The organism is Falsiroseomonas sp. (assembly GCF_030695085.1).
Taxonomy (GTDB): Bacteria; Pseudomonadota; Alphaproteobacteria; order Acetobacterales; family Acetobacteraceae; genus Falsiroseomonas.
In genome coordinates, this window is sequence record NZ_JAUYTS010000047.1 from 1 (window position 1) to 16913 (window position 16913).

General features: G+C 71.9%; 15 protein-coding genes. 3 read left to right on the plus strand and 12 right to left on the minus strand.

What is annotated here, in order from left to right:
* Positions 1-361 precede the first annotated feature (361 nt).
* The 10 genes from Q8S40_RS05325 to Q8S40_RS05370 form a co-directional block, all read right to left on the minus strand.
* On the minus strand, positions 362-1327 hold the full coding sequence (locus Q8S40_RS05325; RefSeq protein WP_305669565.1) for a D-2-hydroxyacid dehydrogenase: 966 nt from the start codon (positions 1325-1327) through the stop codon (positions 362-364).
* Positions 1328-1376: 49 nt separating this feature from the next.
* Positions 1377-2228 carry a 16S rRNA (adenine(1518)-N(6)/adenine(1519)-N(6))-dimethyltransferase RsmA gene (gene rsmA / locus Q8S40_RS05330; RefSeq protein ID WP_304813807.1) on the minus strand — a complete coding sequence of 284 codons (852 nt, stop codon included), beginning with the start codon at positions 2226-2228 and terminating at the stop codon, positions 1377-1379.
* A 147-nt stretch (positions 2229-2375) separates the two neighbouring features.
* Entirely contained in the window at positions 2376-3698 is a 1323-nt protein-coding gene (locus tag Q8S40_RS05335) for a peptidylprolyl isomerase (protein ID WP_304813805.1), read from the minus strand.
* Between the two features lie 98 nt (positions 3699-3796).
* Positions 3797-6103: an LPS-assembly protein LptD gene (locus Q8S40_RS05340; protein WP_305669566.1), complete on the minus strand. Its 2307-nt coding sequence runs from the start codon at positions 6101-6103 to the stop codon at positions 3797-3799.
* Entirely contained in the window at positions 6103-7254 is a 1152-nt protein-coding gene (gene lptG, locus Q8S40_RS05345; protein ID WP_304813802.1) for an LPS export ABC transporter permease LptG, read from the minus strand. The genes Q8S40_RS05340 and lptG overlap by 1 nt, the downstream gene beginning before the upstream one ends.
* A 7-nt stretch (positions 7255-7261) precedes the next feature.
* Entirely contained in the window at positions 7262-8449 is a 1188-nt protein-coding gene (locus tag Q8S40_RS05350; RefSeq protein WP_305669567.1) for an LptF/LptG family permease, read from the minus strand.
* 66 nt (positions 8450-8515) lie between these two features.
* Positions 8516-9247, minus strand: coding sequence for a trypsin-like peptidase domain-containing protein (locus Q8S40_RS05355; RefSeq protein ID WP_305669568.1), 732 nt, complete (start codon positions 9245-9247; stop codon positions 8516-8518).
* Between the two features lie 26 nt (positions 9248-9273).
* Entirely contained in the window at positions 9274-10725 is a 1452-nt protein-coding gene (locus Q8S40_RS05360) for an FAD-binding oxidoreductase (protein ID WP_305669569.1), read from the minus strand.
* Positions 10726-10752: 27 nt separating this feature from the next.
* Positions 10753-11283, minus strand: a complete 531-nt coding sequence (locus Q8S40_RS05365; RefSeq protein ID WP_305669570.1) for a chromate transporter — start codon at positions 11281-11283, stop codon at positions 10753-10755.
* Complete coding sequence (locus Q8S40_RS05370) at positions 11280-11840, minus strand: chromate transporter (protein ID WP_305669571.1); 561 nt, start codon at positions 11838-11840, stop codon at positions 11280-11282. The genes Q8S40_RS05365 and Q8S40_RS05370 overlap by 4 nt, the downstream gene beginning before the upstream one ends.
* A 161-nt stretch (positions 11841-12001) precedes the next feature.
* Between Q8S40_RS05370 and Q8S40_RS05375 the strand changes: the two genes are divergently transcribed.
* Both Q8S40_RS05375 and Q8S40_RS05380 read left to right on the plus strand, forming a co-directional pair.
* A complete protein-coding gene (locus Q8S40_RS05375) occupies positions 12002-13060 on the plus strand; it encodes an esterase (protein WP_305669572.1) in 1059 nt (352 codons plus the stop codon).
* Between the two features lie 65 nt (positions 13061-13125).
* Entirely contained in the window at positions 13126-13512 is a 387-nt protein-coding gene (locus Q8S40_RS05380; RefSeq protein ID WP_305669573.1) for a hypothetical protein, read from the plus strand.
* Positions 13513-13587: 75 nt separating this feature from the next.
* On the opposite strand, the gene Q8S40_RS05385 is transcribed toward Q8S40_RS05380, so the two are convergent.
* Positions 13588-14559 (minus strand): L-threonylcarbamoyladenylate synthase, encoded by a 972-nt coding sequence (locus tag Q8S40_RS05385; protein ID WP_305669574.1) that lies wholly within the window; start codon positions 14557-14559, stop codon positions 13588-13590.
* On the minus strand, positions 14556-15314 hold the full coding sequence (locus Q8S40_RS05390; protein WP_305669575.1) for a 3'(2'),5'-bisphosphate nucleotidase CysQ: 759 nt from the start codon (positions 15312-15314) through the stop codon (positions 14556-14558). The genes Q8S40_RS05385 and Q8S40_RS05390 overlap by 4 nt, the downstream gene beginning before the upstream one ends.
* 101 nt (positions 15315-15415) lie before the next feature.
* Between Q8S40_RS05390 and Q8S40_RS05395 the strand changes: the two genes are divergently transcribed.
* Positions 15416-16912: a leucyl aminopeptidase gene (locus tag Q8S40_RS05395; RefSeq protein WP_305669576.1), complete on the plus strand. Its 1497-nt coding sequence runs from the start codon at positions 15416-15418 to the stop codon at positions 16910-16912.
* Position 16913: the final 1 nt, after the last annotated feature.

The following is a 16913-nucleotide window of genomic DNA, read 5'->3' on the forward strand; positions in this document are numbered from 1 at the left end:
CGCAGGCGCGGCCACCGCGGACGTTTCCGTCGCGGGGGTGCCGGCTTCGGCCGGGGCGGCGGTGTGTTCGGTCTCGGCCGCGCGCGGGGCGGTCGCGTCGCTATGATCGCTCAACGTGCTTGGTTCTCTGCATGCCTCGGACCTGCCCGCCACCTGCGCACATCCCATCAGGACGCGTACTCGGCGGGGGCGCCCCACAGGCGCGATGACAGGCGCTTGGCGGGGCCGGGCGGGATGCAGCGCATATGCGCCGCAATGGCCGGGAAATCAAGGCAAGACGCCGCCCCGGCCGCATTTGGCGGACCAGCCGGATACACGCCGCGTCGCGGCGGTGCCTCCGGCGTGACCCGCCAGGTGCCCGTCACACCACCTGGTTGACCAGCGTCTGCCCCGCCCGCAGCCGGGGCAGGTTGGCTTCCAGCAGGTCCAGCACATTGCCCTCATAGGCCCGCGTCTCGCCGCCGGTATGCGGCGTGATGAACACGTTCGGCATGGCCCAGAGCGGGCTGGCGCCGGCCAGCGGCTCCTCCGTCGTCACATCCAGCGCCGCCTGGCCGACCTGGCCGGAGGACAGCGCGGCGATCAGCGCGGCCTCGTCGCACACCGCGCCGCGCGCCACATTCACCAGGGTCGCGCCCGGCTTCATGGCGGCGAAGGAGGCCGCATTCATCAGGCCGCGGGTTTCCGGCGTCAGCGCGCAGGTCAGCGCCACGATATCCGCACGGCCGAGCTGCGCGTGCAGCGCATCCATGCCGTGGATTTCATCGGCGCCCTCGCTGCCCTTGGACGGGTCCTGCCGCAGCCCCACCACCTTCATGTCGAAGGCCTTGGCCAGCCGCGCCAGCCGGCCGCCGATGCGGCCGATGCCGACCACCAGCAGCGTCTTGCCGCCGAGTTCATCCTCGCGCTGGGTCAGGTCGCCGATCATGCCGCGCCAATGCTGCTTCACCTGGTTGTCGCGCGCCTGCGGCAGCAGCCGGGCCTGCGCCAGGATCAACGACATGGCGTGTTCGGACACCGCATTGGCATTGGCACCCTGCGCCGAGGCGAGCCGGATGCCGGCCCCCGCCAGCACCGCCTTGTCGTACTGGTCGACGCCGGCGCTGATGGATTGGATGAATTTCAGGCGCGGCGCCTTGGCCGCCAGATGGTTGCGCCACATGCCGGAGACCAGCAGCACATCGGCCTCCGGCAGCCGCGCCTCCAGCTCCTCCAGGCTGCGCACCTCGAAGTGCTTCAGCTTGCCGCCGCGCTGGGCGTAGCGTTCGCCGAAGCGGTAGGCGACATGGGCGAAGCAGAGGGTGAGCTGGTCATCCGGTGGCAGCATGGCGCGTTTCTCCTGGCGATTCAGGCGCACCAAACCCGCTGCCAGCTTGTCAGGCAACCCCGGTGGGCGCCTCGCGGGCCAGCAATGCGCGGGCGAGGCGGTCGAATTCCGCGATGGTCAGCGTCTCCGCCCGCCTTTGCCCGTCGATCCCGGCGGTCTCCAGCAGCGCCTCCGCCTGGCCGAGCTGCTTCAGCGACCCGCGCAGCATCTTGCGGCGCTGGCCGAAGGCGGCGGCGGTGGTGCGTTCCATGGCGGCGAACAGCGCCGGGCCGGGGTCTTCCGCATGCGGGGTCAGCCCGACCACGGCGGAGAACACCTTGGGCGGCGGCGTGAAGGCGCCGGGCGGCAGGCTGAGCAGGAACTGCGCGCGGCAGCGCCACTGCGCCAGCACGCCGAGCCGCCCATAGGCATCGGTGTCCGGCGCGGCGCAGATGCGCTCCGCCACTTCCTGCTGGAACATCAGCGTCATGCCCTCGATGTCCGAGGCATGCCGCAGCCAGCCGACCAGCAGGGGGGTGGCGACATTGTAGGGCAGGTTGGCGATGATCCGGCGCGGCGCGGGCAGTTCGGCCAGCGGGTCGGTATCCAGCGCATCCGCCTCCTGCACCGTGAGGCGGCCGGGGTAATGCGCGGCGAGCGTGGTCAGCGCCGCGATGGCGCGCCGATCCAGCTCCACCGCCAGCACATGCGCGGCCGGCGTCGCCAGCAGCGCCCGCGTCAGCCCGCCCGGGCCGGGGCCAACCTCCAGCACATGCCGCCCGGTCAGGTCGCCTGCCAGCGCGGCGATACGGGCGCAGATCGCCGGGTCCAGCAGGAAGTGCTGCCCGAGCGATTTGCGCGCATCCAGCCCGTATTCGCGGACCGTGTCGCGCAGGCTCGGAAGTTCGGAAAGCTCAGACATTCTGGACCGCGCCCGTTACCCGTACTTGCAGGATCATGATCGCACGGCACGCCATGCGGCGCCCGGCGCCGCCAATGCGGCGAGCCAAGCCGCCGGAGGCGGCGCCCGGCGCCTGAGGGCAAGACAACAGCAGTTGAGGCGATAGCCTCAACTGCGCATCTCGATCTGCGCGCGGCGGCGCAGGTCGCGTTGCACCTGGCGGGAGAGCAGTTCGGCGCGGTCGCGCAGCAGCTGGGCGCGGGCGGCATCCGGCGTCAGCTCCGCCTGGTTCCGCGTCTCCCGCGTGCAGACCATGATGACGGCGACCCCATCGGGTGCGATCACCGGCTGGCTGGCCCGGCCCGGCTGAAGCCCGCCGATCAACTGGCGCAGCGCCGGCGGCTGCACGGCTTCCAGACGCACCTCGCCCGGGTCCGGGTCCCGCCCGCCGCCCGCGGCGCGGGCGGCTGCGTCCACCGCCTCGCAGCTGCGCGCGGAGTTGGACAGGGCGCGGGCGCGTTCCACCGTCTGGATCTGCTGCTGCGTCGGGTTGTTGGGGTCGAGCGCGCCGGAGAACGGGAAGAAGGCCTGGCGCAGGGTCAGGATGGTGGCCATGTCGCGGCCCACTTCCCGCCGCTGGCGCAGCGCCACGATCTGGAAACCGCCGGGCACGCGGATCGGATTGGCGATGGCGCCGGGCGGCATCTGGCGCACCACCTCGGCCACCTCCTGGTCCAGCGCCTCCGCCCCCACCCAGCCGAGGTCGCCGCCCTGCAACGCCGTCTGCGCCTGGCTGAACTGCGTCGCCGCCACGGGGAAGGGCACGCCGCGGCGCAGCTGGCTCACCACCTCATCGACGAAGGCCCGCACTTCCGGCTCCTCGGCCGGATCGTCCACCGGGACGAAGATCTCGCTGACCAGGAATTCCGGCTGCCCGGTCCGGGCGCGCTGGGAGGCGATCAGCTCCGCCACCGCGGCCTCCGAGGGTTCCGCCTGCGGGCCGAGCAGCTGGCGCACCAGCCGCGCCCAGCCGATCTGCACGCGAAGCTGGTCGTACAGCACGCGGGGTTCCACCCCGGCGCGGCGCAGCTGTGCCACGAGGGCGCCGGCGGGCAGGCCGTTGCGGCGTTCCAGCTCGCCCACGGCGCCGGCGAGGTCGGCATCCGTCACCGGAATGCGGCGGCGCTGCACTTCCTGCACCCGCAGGCGTTCATCGACCAGCAGGCGGGTGACCTGCGGCGTCAGGCGTTCCAGCACCTGGGGCGTCATGTTCAGCCCGGCATTCAGCGCGAACAGCCGCCGCCGGCCCTCGACATCCGCCTGGGTGACAATGTCCCCATTGATGACGGCGACGATTCGATTGACCTGCTGCCCTGCCACCTGGGCCGGCTGGGCGGCTGGCCTTTGGGCCAGGGCTGTGGCGGGAAGGGTCAGGATGGGCGCGCTGGCCAGGGTGGACAGCAGCAGCAGGGCTCGGGCGGTGGGGCGCATGGCGCGTTCCTAAAGCATTTTCAGATCAGGCGTAATCGCCTTGCGGTCCGGGTTCGGCTGCCCGGCCAGATGCATCATCCGGCGCCGCATCCGGCGCATCACAGGGCCCGTAGCCCGAAGTCGCCAACCGTCTTCAGCCCGATCCGGAACAGCAGCAAGGTACCGCCGGCATAATCGGCCTGGGTCGTCGGGTCCTGCGCCCAGCTACGGACGAAGCGGGTCTCGAAGATGAAGCACTCATCCTCATAGGTGGCGGAGGCCTGGGCGGCAACGGGCCGGTCGAGCCCGATATCGTAGCGCCCGAACAGCCCGACCCGCCAATTCTCGTTCACCCGGATGGTGCCGCCGAGGGAAATCTCCTCCCGCTTGCGGGTGGTGACGTTGGGCGCGGGGTTGGTCAACAGATAGCCGCCCGAGACGCTGAAGGGTCCGCCGAAGACGGTGGCGGTGGCATCCCACAACCGGCCCTCGCCGGTCTCCTTGTCCAGCCGCCCGCGGCCGAGCAGTTCCAGCCAGGTCACCGGCGCCAGCCGCAGCCGCCCGACCCAGTCGGACGACCGGTTCTCCAGCCCCGATCCATCGGCGAAGGTCTCATCGGTGGCCAGCCGGACGGAGCGCCCGGCGAGGCCCTCCAGCTGCCCGCCATTGGGGAACAGCCAGGCGCCGCGCAGCGCCGCATCGGCCCGGGTGCCACCCTCGAAGCGGTCGCGGCCCTGGAAGCGGTTCAGGCTGAACAGGTTCGCGTCGGTGAATTCGAAATCGAGGCTGTCCTCATTCGGGAAGCGCAGCTGCGCGCCGGTCGCCGGGCCGGTCACCAGCTGCACCCGCGGCTCGATGATCTGGGACCCGTATTCCCCGGCGCTGCGCAGGAAGGGCATGCGCCAATCCACCGCCGTGCGGATATGGCCGCGGCCATAGAAGCCATCGCCCCCGGCATTGCCGAAGGTCGGCGCCAGCGCCAGCCCATCCACCCAGCCGCCGACCACATCGGCATGGGTGCGGAAGGTCCAGATATCGCCCATCTCGCCGACCAGCGGCAATTCGTAGCTGGTGCGGGTGGCGATGCGCTGGGTGTCGGTGCCGCCCGCCCGGAAGATGCTGTAGGCGGAGGCATCCACCGTGAAGCGCCCGCCGAGGTTGTCGGTCGGGAAGACATAGTCGGCATAGCCGCGCGGCAGCACGAAGGGCGTCAGATCCGTCGAATTGGCGGCGTCCAGCCCCTGGTACAGCATCGTGTCGATGCGGGCGTAGCCTTCCGGCCCCCAGAAACCCTCCGCATAGGCCGTCGTGGTCAGCACCCGCGGCGCGCCGTAGCGCCAGGCCTGGAGATACTCGCGGGAGGAGGCGCGGTTCACCGCGAAGCCGGTGCGCCAATTCTCATTCAGCGTGAAGCGCCCCTGGGCGAAGATGTGCCCGCCGAAGCCATCCGCATCCGTCCCCTCCAGCGTGCCGACCGAGCCTTCCAGCGTCACCTCGCCGTTGTTGAAGCGGCGGCGATAGGCACCCCCCACATTCGGGATCTGGTTGGTGGAGGTGGTGAGGCTGATGGTCGCGTCGGAATGGTCGTCGATCGCCCAGTAATAGGGCAGCTCGGCGAAGGCGCCGAGAAAGCGGGTCTGCCCGAAGGTCGGCGAAAGGAAGCCCGAGGCGCGCGGCGCATCCGGCGTCGCATGGCTGAAATAGGGCGTATAAAGCAGCGGCACGCCGCCGAACTGCACCGCGGCATCGCGGTAGCGCACCCGCTGGTCCACGCTGTCCACCGTCGCGATCCGGGCGCGCAACTGCCACAGCGGCGGCCGCGTCGGGTCTTCCGGGCACAGGTCGCAGGAGGAATAGACCACGCGTGCCAGGTCGGTGACGGTGCCGCCGGTGCGCCGCGCGCCGGCGGCGGCGATGCGGGCATTGGCGGCCAGCAGGCCGCGGATGCCCTCGATGGCGGCATCGCGCATGCCATCGGTCAGCTCCACCCGGTCGGCGAACAGGGTCTGCCCATCCGGCTCGATCAGCGCGACGTTGCCGGTGGCGGTCGCCAGGCCGGTGTCGCGGGCATAGGTGAATTCATCGGCGCGCAGCACGCGGTCGCCCTGCCAGGCTTCCACCTTGCCGCGGGCGGTGACGGTGTTGGTGGTCTGGTCGTATTCGACCTCATCCGCCGTGAAGGTGACGGGGCCTTCGCCGACGGCACGGTTGCCCAGCCCCATCATGCCCTGCTGGGCGCCCGGCCCGGTCGGATACAGGACCAGCCCGAGGGCGGTCAGCGCCGCCAGCCCGGCCAGGCGCCACCGCCCGCCACGGGCGGGGCCGCAACCGGTGAAAGGTTCGGGCGGTGCGGACCGGGGCGCGGGCTGGCCCGGCGGCCGGATCGGCGGCGGCAGCTTGCGGGATGGCCGGGTGGTCGGCGGCATCAGCCATCCTCCAGGTGCAGCAACAAAGCCAAGGCCAGCAGCAGCCCGGCGAGCGCCGGCGCCCAGGCCGCCAGGATCACGGGCAGGGAACCCGCTTCGCCCATTTCATTGCTCACCTTGTCCAGCACGAACAGGGCGAATCCCGCGGCGACGCCGCCGCCGATCATCTGCGCCACCCCGCCGCGCCGGGTCTGGCGCATCGAGAAGCCGGCCGCCAGCAGCGCCATGCCCAGCGCCAGCACCGGCAGGGCGAGCAGCGACTGGAACTGGATGCGGTGGCGCACGGCGGAGAAGCCGGCCTCCTCCAGCACCGCGATGAAGCCCGGCAGCGCCCAGAAATCCAGCGTTTCGGGGGAGGCGAAGCTGTCCTGGATGCGGTCGGGGGTCAGTTCGGTGGGCAGGCTGACCTGGGTCGGCGGGCTGGCGATGCGGTCCGCACCGAAGCTCACCGCCTGGTCGAACACCCAGGCGCCGTCGGTCAGCCGGGCGCGTGGCGCCTCCAGCCGTGCCAGCGGCCGGTCATCGGCGGAAAGCCGCCAGACCGTGACCTCCTGCAATTCGAAGCGTGGCCCGCGCGGCAGCGGGTCCCCGGCCTCCCGCAGCGGCGCATCGCGCATCGCAACCGGGCGGCCGGAGATGATGGCGACCCCCTGCGGGTCCAGCGCCCGGTCCGCCTGGCGCAGCCACAACCGCCCCCCGGCGAGCGAGGACAGGCCGCCCCCGGTGCGCAGGAAGGACATATCCATCCGCTCCGCCCGCGCCAGCAGGGCGGAGGAGACGGGGGAGATCCCGAAGGTCCCCAGCATGCCGAGCAGGAGCGCCACCACCAGCGGCCCGGTCAGGAACCCCCAGGCGGAAATGCCGGCCGCCCGCGCCACGATCAGCTCGGAAGACCGCGTGAGCCGCCAGAAGGCGATGATGCCACCCAGCAGGATGGCAAACGGCAGGATCTGCAGGGCGACGAAGGGCAGCCGCATCGCCGCGATCTGCAAGGGGATGGTGTAGCCCACATCCGGCCGCGTCGCCGCCCGGCGCAGCAATTCGATGAAGTCGAACAGCGCCACCAGGCCGATCAGCGCCGCCATCACCAGCAGCGTCGCGAACAGGAAGCCGCGCGCCACATAGCCGGTCAGGGTGGGGGTGAAGACCATGCGGGGCTCAGCCGGCCGATAGCGAGGCAGGGGGTATCGAAGCGGGGGGCATCGGGGTCGGGCGGAAGCGCGGCAGGCCGGGCGCGCCGAGCAGCCACCAGGTGGCGATCACCCCGGGCAGGGTGGCATGCGCCCAGATCAGCCAGACGAAGCTGTTGTCGCGCGTCGCCAGGTTGCCGATGGTCAGCCCCGCCGCCAGCAGCCCCACCACCAGCCCGACGCCGAGCGCCAGCCGCAGCCCACCACCATGCCGGCGGAACTGGCCGGTCAGCGCCACCGCCATGCCGACCAGGGCGAAGGTCAGTGCCGTCAGCGGCGCGGAAAGCCGCTGATGCGCCTCGCCCACGAAGCGGGCCAGGTCGCGTGGGCGAAGCTCCTCCGCCGGGTCGGGGTGCAGCAATTCCGCGATGCCGCGTTCGCGCGAATCGCGGAAGCGCACTTCCTCCTGCCGCGTGGCGCGGGCGAGATCGACGCTGTTTTCCTGGAAGCTGAGCACCGAGAGCCGCATGGTGGCGGGCGTGCCCGGCGGCGCATTGGCCGGCGGCGCCACCCGTTCCATCTGCTGCCGCACGCCGTTCTGCAAGGTCACGCGGGGGCCGAGCGGGCCGCTCGAGATGCGGCCCGATTCGGCCAGGATGGTCGCCGGCGCGCCCGCTTCCCGCGCATCATGCACCAGGATGCCGCGCAGCGTGCCGTCGCGGTCGCGCAGCCGGGCATAGACCGTGAGGTCGCCGCCGACGGAGGAGAACACGCCTTCCTGCACCAGGATCGCCGCCATCTCGTTGCGAATCTCGTATTGCCAGATGCGGAAGGCGGTGTGCGACATCGGCACCAGCCACAGGTTCAGCGCGTATCCCATGCCGACGGAGGCCAGCGCCAGCAGCATGGCCGGCCGGGCGAGGCGGAGCTGGGACAGGCCGGCTGCGCGCATCACCACCAGTTCGCGGTCGCTGTTCATCCGCACATAGATGAACAGCACCACGACGAAGGTGGTGATCGGCAGGATCACCGCGACGAAGCCCGGCAGCATGAGGCCCGTAAGCTGCACGAAGACCGACATCGAAAGCCCGCGGTCCAGCACCAGCTCCATGAAGCGCAGCGACTGGGTCAGCCAGACCAGCGCCGCCAACCCGCAGGTCACGGCGAGCAGGCCGCCGACAAGCTGGCGCAGGATATAGCGGTCGATCCGTGTCATCCGGCCCCTTCTACCAGCCGCAGGGGGCGGGCTGCAAAGGCGCCACGCGTGCCGTATCCACGCCCATCACGGTGCGGTGACCCGGGCTGCAACCGGGGCGGTAACCGGGGCAGTAGCCGGGGCCGTGACCGGGGCGATGCCGGCCAGGAAGCCGGCCACCACCGCCGCCGGCACCAACCGGGTTCGCGGCAGCGCCGGCTGGCCAGCCGCGGGCTCGTCCCGATGGCTGACCAGCCCGGCCAGGCAGCCCGATTCCGCCTCGAACACCGCGCCGCCGGATTCGCCCTGCGCCAGGGTCTCGGGGATTTCGAGATAGGCGCCGAAGCGCGGATCAGCCTCCGCCACCAGACCCAGCAGCCGGGTGCGCTGCGCCCGGCGCGGCGTCACCAGCAGGGCCGGCGTGCCCGCCACCGGCGGCGCGGCGCAGAGCGTGGCGGTGCCGAGACTGGGCAAGGGCCGCAGCGGCACCACCAGCGCCACATCCTGCCCGCCCAGATACCGCTGGCCGATGCCGGGCTCGATGCGGTCCTGCCCGGTGCCCAGCAGCCGCGCCGGGGCCGGGCTGCCGGCCACCGACAGCACCAGCGGCGCAGCGCCCGCCGGGCAGCCCCCGCGCAGACGCTGGGCGGAGCCATCCACCACATGCGCCGCCGTCACGAAGCGGCCCTGGCCGAGATGGATCGCCGCCCCCGTCGCCCGGCAGCGCGCCGGCTCGCCGGAGGAAAGCTGCACGACGGCGGTGGCCGCGCGCAGCGCCGGGTCCGGCGCGCGCGCCGGCGGCGCGGCGCAGCCGGCCAATGCCAGCGCCAGCAGCAGCCAGGGTTTCAGGGGAAGACCTTGCCCGGATTCATCAGGCCCCAGGGGTCGAGCGCGGCCTTGATGCGGCGCATCGTGTCGAGCTCAGCCCCGCCGCGCCAGGCGGGCATCATATCCGTCTTCAGCCGGCCGATGCCGTGTTCGGCGCTGAACGACCCGTCCATCTCGCGCACGATCTCGTTCACGCAATCCATGATGTCGTGGCTGCGCGCCAGGAAGGCGGCGGGGTCCATGCCTTCCGGCTGTTCCAGGTTCATGTGGATGTTGCCGTCGCCGATATGGCCGAAGGGCACCGGCCGGCTGCCGGGGATCAGCGCCTGAAGCGCCGCCGAGCAGCGCCGGATCATCTCCGGCACGCGGGAGACGGGGACGGAGACATCGGATTTCACCGAGGCGCCCTCGCGCTTCTGCGCCTCCGGATGTTCCTCACGGATCTTCCACAGCTTCTGGGCCTGGGCCTCCGATTCGGCCAGCACGGCGTCGAGCACCTCGCCCGCCTCCATCGCCTCGCCCAGCAGCGACTCGGCCATGTCGCGCAGCCCGGCATCGGGGCGGGGGGAGGCGAGGTCCACCAGCACGTAGTGGTCCGCGCGGGTCTCCACCGGCAGGGTCAGCCCCTCGATATGCTTCAGACAAAAATCGACGCCGGCGCCGGACATGTACTCGAAGGCGCGCACCGCGCTCTCGTCGCGGTCGCGGAAGCGGCGGAACAGGGCCAGCGCCGCATCCTCATCCGCCACCGCGCAGAAGGCGAGCGCGGTGTCGCGCGGGCGGGGATACATCCGCAGCACCGCGGCGGTGATGAAGCCCAGCGTGCCCTCCGCCCCCGTGAACAGATGCCGCAGCGCGTAGCCGGTATTGTCCTTGCGCAGCCGGCGGAGGCCATCCCAGATCTGCCCGTCGGGCAGCACCACCTCCAGCCCCAGCATCAATTCGCGGGCATTGCCGTAGCGCACCGTGGTGTTGCCGCCGGCATTGGTGGACAGCACGCCGCCGATTGTGGCCGTGCCCTCCGCCCCCAGGCTCAGCGGGAACAGGCAGCCGGCATTGGTCGCGGCATCCTGCGCCAGCTTCAGCACCACCCCGGCCTCCGCCGTCATGGTCATGTCCACCGGGTCGATGGCGCGGATGCGGTTCAGCCGGGCCAGGCTGACCACCACCTGCCGCCCCGACTCATCCGGCGTGGCGCCGCCGACCATGGAGGTATTGCCACCCTGCGGCACCATCGCCGCCCCGGCCGCGGCACACAGCTTCACCGCCGCGGCGAGTTCCGCCGTATCCGCCGGGCGCACCACGCAGGGCGTGGCGCCGCGATACAGCGCCCGCCAATCGGCCAGATGCGGCGCCAGATCCTCCGGCGCCGTCAGCAGCCCGCGCGGGCCGAGCAGCTCGGCCAGCGCATGGAGCAGGCCAGCCGGTGCAAAGGGGGGCGAGGGGGGGGAGGCGGTTGTGTCGGGCATGGTCGGGCCTCCCTACAGGATCGGCGACTAGAGGAAAACCGCGCCCAGCAGGGCGCCGGCGCCGAGCACCCAGAGCGGTGAGAATTCGGTGCGCCAGACGAACAAGGTGGAGCCGATCGTCATCACCAGCGCCGTCCAATGCACCGCCGCCGCCTGGGTCAGGATGATGCCGGAGGAGAAGATGAGGCCGACCGCGATCGGCACCAGCCCCATCTCCAGCGTCCGCAGCCAGCGCGCCCCGGCCAGGCGAGTCCGCACCCGCGCAAAGCCGAAGGCCAGCAGCCCGGCCGGGACGGTCATGGCCAGGGTGGCCACCAGCATCCCGGCGAGGCCGGCGACATGCCAGCCGATCAGCCCCACCACCAGCACATTCGGCCCCGGCGCGGCCTGCGCCAGGGCGAACAACTGGGCGAAGCGCGCATTGTCCATCCAGCCATGCACATCGACGGCGAGCCGGTTCATCTCCGGCACCACCGCGATGCCGCCGCCCACCGCGATCAGGGAGATCGCCAGGAAGCCGATGGCAAGCTGGCCGAGCACATCCTCGCCATCGCTCATGCCCGGCCTCGCATCGTCCACCAGGCGGCGAGGATGCCGAAGGGCGCGAGGCCCAGCACGATCCAGGGCAGCGGCAGCCGCAGCACCGAACCGGCCAGCAGCGCCGCGCAGCCCACCGCCAGGATCGGCCAGGCGGGCCGCAGGTTGGTGGTGATCTTGGCCGCGGTGCCGAGGATCATCCCGGCCGCCGCCGCCGCCGTGCCGGCCAGCACCGCGCGCACCATCGGCAGGTCGCCATAGGTGTCATGCAGCATCGCGAGCCCCAGCAGCACCAGCATCGGCCCGCCGAACAACCCGACGCTCGCCGCCAGCGCCCCCGGCCCGCCGCGAAACCGTTCGCCGAGATGGATCGCCACATTCAGCGCATTCGGGCCGGGCAGCACCTGGCCGAGGCCCAGGACCTCGGCATATTCCTGCTCGGTCACCCAGCGGCGTTCCTCCACCAGCACCCGGCGCGCCCAGGCATTGACGCCTCCGAAACCGACCAGGCCGATCTTCAGATAGGTCAGGAACAGGGCGGGGACGGTGGGCCGGGGACGGCCGGTGGTATCTGACATGCCGGCAAAGGACCGCGCGCGGCGTTCCGGATCAAGTCCCGTCCACGGCATTGCAGCGCTGCGGTGCGGTGGATGCCATGGCGTCGCTTCGGCATGGGCGGGTCCGGCCCGCCATGTTTCACTGCGGCCGCCGGCGCGTGCCGGTGATCGGGGAGAGAAACATGCACAAGACCATCCTCGCCATGGCGCTCGCCGCCGTGGTGGCCGGACCGTCGCTACCCGCCGGTGCGCAGCAGGCCACAAGCAACCAGCCGCCCGTCAGCCTGCAAAGCTGGGGCAGCTTCCATGTCGGGGGGCGGGAGGTGGTGATCTCCGGCCAGCCGGTGCGGGAGGTACTGTTCACCCCCGGCGGCGTGCCCGCCCGGGTCGATCCGAACGGCACCTACCTGATGGGCGGCATGTACGCGCAATACATGATCCCGCATGTCCCCTCTGGGCCCCGCGGCCAGGTTCCGCTGCTGCTGTGGCATGGCGGCGGGCTGACGGGCGTGACCTGGGAAACCACGCCGGATGGCCGCGAGGGCTGGCAGAATTTCTTCCTGCGCCGCGGCTGGCCCACCTATGTCTCGGATGCGGTGGAGCGTGGCCGCGCCGGCTGGTCCATGATCCCGGAGCAGACCGGCGGCCAGCCCGTGCTGCTGACCGTGGACAACCCCTTCGAGCGTTTCCGCATCGGCGCCGGCCAGGGCAGCTTCCAGCGGGGCGAGGTGCTTCCGGGCAACCAGTTCCCGGCCGACCGCGACAGCTACATGAACTTCATGCGCCAGATCGTCCCGCGCTTCACCACCACGGACGGGCTGACGCTGGAGGCCTACCTCGCCTTGCTCGACCGCGTCGGGCCCTCCGTCGTGGTCGCGCACAGCCAGGCCGGCCTGTTCGGCTGGCGCGCGGCGCAGGAACGGCCGGACAAGGTGCGCGCTTTGGTGCTGATCGAGCCCGCCGCGATCGGCGACATCGCCAAGGTGGCCGCGCTGCGCAACATCCCGGTGCTGATGGTCTATGGCGACTACATCGCCCAGGACAGCCGCTGGCCCACCATCCGCGGCAATGGCGTGCGCTTCGCCGAGGCCGTGCGCGCGGCCGGCGGCAGCGTCGATGTGGTGGACCTGCCGGAGCGTGGCATCCAGGGCAACAGCCACATGATCATGATGGACCGCAACAGCGACCAGGTGGCGCAGCTGGTGCAGGACTGGCTGGTCGCGAAGGGGCTGCATCGGTAACGGCACGCCGCTTGATCCGCCCTGCCGCCCCGCCGGCATCCCGCCGGCGGGTGCGAGGAGGCTCCATGATGGAGATTTCAGGCTCGGGCGGCGCTGGCAACGCCGCCCTGCTGCATCAATGGCGGGAAAGGCTGTTCGCCCGCACGGAAAAGGAGGCCAGCGACAATCTGACACGCGAGGCAGACTCTGCCGCGCCCCCGGCAGACACCGCCGTGGCGCCGGCAAATCCTGCCGAGGCGCCTGCGACAGGCCCAGGCGATCCCGAAGCCGGGCCCGAAGCCCCGCCAGGCCAGACCCGTTCACTGAGCGACCAGATGCTCGGCGTGCTGTTCGGCGCGCAGGGGGCGGGTGGCGGCGAGACGGAGGTGGCGGCCCGCCTGGCCGCCATGCTCGAACGCGCGCTGAAGGCCTACCAGCCGGACCAGGCCACATCGCGCCCCGGTAGCGCCTGACCTTCGTCCACCCGGCCTGCCGGGTTGGCGACAGCCCTTCGCCCCCAAAACGGGGGAGGGGCCATGCAGCGTGCTTCACCCCCGCGGTGCGGCGGCCCGCGCCAGACGGTCGGCAATCGCCTCCCCCAGCCCCTCCGCAGGCACGGCCATGGCGGCGATGCCGCGCAGCCCCAGCCGCTGCCCCTCCGCATCCAGCCAGCGCAGCCCGGCGAACAGCCGCGCAGCCGCCTCTGCCACATCGCCACCGGGCGAGAGATTCCACAGCGCCCCGGCGCCGGGCAGCGGGCGCGGCCCGAAGGCCAGCAGCGCCTCGCTTGCCTCCACTGCCGTCGCATCCAGTCGCAGCGGCAAGGCGGGCGCGTAGTGGGACAGCAGCATCCCCGGGCTGCGCAGGCTGCGCGTGGCATCCGCCGCCGCCAGGGGCAGGGGCCGCCCGATCCGGCCGATCACCGCCTCGATCGCCGCCGCCGGCACGCCGCCAGGCCGCAGCATCACCGCACCCGGCCCGGTCAAATCGAGCACCGTGCTCTCCACCCCCACCGCGCAGTCACCGCCCTCCAGTACCGCGGCGATGCGCCCGGCAAGCCCGGCCAGCACATGTGCGGAGGTGGTCGGGCTGACCTGGCCGGAGCGGTTGGCCGATGGGCCCGCGATCGGCCGCCCGGCGGCGCGCAGCATCGCTAGGGTCGTGGGATGCGCCGGCACCCGCACCGCCAGCGTATCCAGCCCGGCGCCGGCCAGCAGATCCACCCGGCAACTGGGCCGGCGCGGCAGCACCAGGGTCAGCGGGCCGGGCCAGAAGGCGGCGGCCAGCGCCCGGGCGCGGTCATCCGCCACCACCTCGGCGAAGGCGGATTCGGCATCGGCGAAATGGCAGATCAACGGGTTGAAATGCGGCCGGCCCTTGGCCTCGAACACCGCAGCGACGGCGCGGCCATTCCAGGCATCGGCGCCCAGGCCGTAGACCGTCTCGCTCGGGAAGGCGACCAGCGCGCCGTCGCGCAGCAGCGCCGCGGCCTCGGCCGGGTCGGCCAGCAGGCGGGTCATGCGCGCCCCTCGGCGAGGAAGCCCGGATTGCGCCAGCCCGGCTTGCCGTAGCGCAGCACCGCGCCGTCCCATCCGGCCATGCGGCCCCCGGCGGCCAGCAGCACCGCCTCCGGCGCCGCCGTGTCCCATTCCATGGTCGGGCCACGGCGCGGATAGAGATCCGCCGCCCCTTCCGCTAGCCGCACCAGCTTGGCGGCGGACCCCATGGGAACCAGCCGCGCGCCGCGTTCGCGCACGAAGGCGATGATGCGCGGATCACGTTCATGGTCCCGGCTGGCCACCGCGATGCCGCCGCTGGCGGGCACCGGCCGCACCGCGATGGGCCGCCGGCCGGCCGCATCCAGCTTCCAGGCGCCGCGCCCGACAATGCCCGAGAACACTTCCCCGAAGGCCGGCAGGGCCACGGCGCCGAGCACCGGCCGGCCCTGGTCCACCAGCCCGATATTCACCGCGAAGGTATCGAGGTTCGCGGCGAAGTCGCGCGTGCCATCCAGCGGGTCCACCAGCCAGAAGCGCCCCTCCGGCACCGCCAGCGCGCTGGCCTCATGCGCTTCCTCCGCCACCACCGGAATGCCCGGCGCCGCGTCCCGCAGCCCTTCGACGATCAGCGCCTCCGCGATCCGGTCGGCGGCGGTGACGGGGGAATGGTCGCGCTTGCGTTCCACCACGAAGCCGGCCGCGCGCACCGCGGTGATCGCCGCCGCCGCCGCCCCGGCCAGGCGCACCGCGAGTGCCAGCAGGTCATCTTCATCCATGCCACCGGGATTACCCTCCGCCCGGCCGCCGCGCGAGTGGTGCTGTCGCCGTGACAATGGGATGCTAGGCTGGAACTGAAAAAACAGCGGAACGGAACCCCATGCCCGATATCGCCTTCGCGAAGCCCGCACTGCCGCGCTCCGGCACCCTGGTCCTGCCGCTTCACGAAGCCGATACCCCGCCAATCGCTTGGACCGGCCTTGCGGCGGAGGCCGATGCCGCGGCCGGCGGCGCCCTGTCCCGCGCGCTGGAGGCCGCGGGCTTCAAGGGCCGCAAGGGCCAGTCCACCACGCTCTGGATGCCCGGCGGCGGGCTGGCCAAGGTGGTCGCCATCGGCCTCGGCAAGGCCGCCGACCTCACCCCGCACGCCGCCGAGGCCGCCGGCGGCGCCATGATTCCGGCGCTGGCCAAGGACCGGGAAGCCACCATCGCCGCCGATGCGCTGCCGCCCGCCATCGCCGCCTCGCTCGCCATGGGCGCCCTGCTGCGCGCCTGGCGCTTCGATCGCTACCGGACCAAGGAGAAGGAGGAGGACAAGCCGAAGCTCGAACGCCTTGCCTTCGCCACCGCCGATACCACCGCCGCCAAGCAGGCCTTCGCGCCGCTGCGCGCCGTGGCCGATGGCGTGTTCCTGACCCGCGAGCTGGTCAGCGAGCCGCCCAACGTGCTGCACCCCGTCGAATTCGCCGATCGCTGCAAGGCGCTGGAGAAGCTGGGGGTGGAGGTCGAGATCCTCGGCCCGAAGGAGATGAAGCGCCTCGGCTTCGGCGCGCTGCTCGGCGTTTCCATGGGCAGCGCGGTCGAACCCCGCATGGTGGTGATGCAGTGGAAGGGCGCGCCGAAGGCTCGCCGCGGCAAGCCCTTCGCCTTCATCGGCAAGGGCGTCACCTTCGACACCGGCGGCATCTCCATCAAGCCCGCCGGCGGGATGGAGGACATGAAGTGGGATATGGCCGGCGCCGGCACCGTGGTCGGGCTGATGGCCGCACTTGCCGGCCGCAAGGCGAAGGCCGATGTGGTCGGCATCGTCGGCCTGGTGGAGAACATGCCGTCGGGCACCGCGCAGCGCCCGGGCGATGTGGTGAAATCCTATTCCGGCCAGACCATCGAGGTGATCAACACCGACGCCGAGGGCCGCCTCGTCCTCGCCGATCTGCTCTGGTACTGCCAGGAACGCTTCGCGCCGCGCTGCATGATCGATTTGGCGACGCTGACCGGGGCAATCATCGTGGCACTCGGCCATGAACATGCCGGGCTGTTCGCCAATGACGACGACCTGGCGCAGCGTATCCTGGCGGCGGCGAAGCTGACCGGGGAGGGTGCCTGGCGCATGCCGCTGGGCGAGGCGTATGACAAGGCGCTGCGCTCCGAGATCGCGGATATGAAGAATGTCGGCGGGCGTCCGGGCGGGGCGGTGACGGCGGCGCAGTTCATCCAGCGCTTCGTCAACACCAAGGATGGCCCGATGCCCTGGGCGCATCTGGACATCGCCGGCACCGCCTGGACCAGCAAGGACCACCCCACCATCCCGAAGGGCGCCACCGCCTATGGCGTGCGGCTGCTGGACCGGCTGGTGGCGGATTGGGACGAGGCTTGAT

Bases quoted from the DNA above. Each gene is read 5' to 3' on its own strand.
- Q8S40_RS05325 (WP_305669565.1), bottom strand. From the start codon at position 1,327: ATGCTGCCACCGGATGACCAGCTCACCCTCTGCTTCGCCCATGTCGCC.
- rsmA (WP_304813807.1), bottom strand. From the start codon at position 2,228: ATGTCTGAGCTTTCCGAACTTCCGAGCCTGCGCGACACGGTCCGCGAA.
- Q8S40_RS05335 (WP_304813805.1), bottom strand. From the start codon at position 3,698: ATGCGCCCCACCGCCCGAGCCCTGCTGCTGCTGTCCACCCTGGCCAGC.
- Q8S40_RS05340 (WP_305669566.1), bottom strand. From the start codon at position 6,103: ATGCCGCCGACCACCCGGCCATCCCGCAAGCTGCCGCCGCCGATCCGG.
- lptG (WP_304813802.1), bottom strand. From the start codon at position 7,254: ATGGTCTTCACCCCCACCCTGACCGGCTATGTGGCGCGCGGCTTCCTG.
- Q8S40_RS05350 (WP_305669567.1), bottom strand. From the start codon at position 8,449: ATGACACGGATCGACCGCTATATCCTGCGCCAGCTTGTCGGCGGCCTG.
- Q8S40_RS05360 (WP_305669569.1), bottom strand. From the start codon at position 10,725: ATGCCCGACACAACCGCCTCCCCCCCCTCGCCCCCCTTTGCACCGGCT.
- Q8S40_RS05365 (WP_305669570.1), bottom strand. From the start codon at position 11,283: ATGAGCGATGGCGAGGATGTGCTCGGCCAGCTTGCCATCGGCTTCCTG.
- Q8S40_RS05370 (WP_305669571.1), bottom strand. From the start codon at position 11,840: ATGTCAGATACCACCGGCCGTCCCCGGCCCACCGTCCCCGCCCTGTTC.
- Q8S40_RS05375 (WP_305669572.1), top strand. From the start codon at position 12,002: ATGCACAAGACCATCCTCGCCATGGCGCTCGCCGCCGTGGTGGCCGGA.
- Q8S40_RS05380 (WP_305669573.1), top strand. From the start codon at position 13,126: ATGATGGAGATTTCAGGCTCGGGCGGCGCTGGCAACGCCGCCCTGCTG.
- Q8S40_RS05385 (WP_305669574.1), bottom strand. From the start codon at position 14,559: ATGACCCGCCTGCTGGCCGACCCGGCCGAGGCCGCGGCGCTGCTGCGC.
- Q8S40_RS05390 (WP_305669575.1), bottom strand. From the start codon at position 15,314: ATGGATGAAGATGACCTGCTGGCACTCGCGGTGCGCCTGGCCGGGGCG.
- Q8S40_RS05395 (WP_305669576.1), top strand. From the start codon at position 15,416: ATGCCCGATATCGCCTTCGCGAAGCCCGCACTGCCGCGCTCCGGCACC.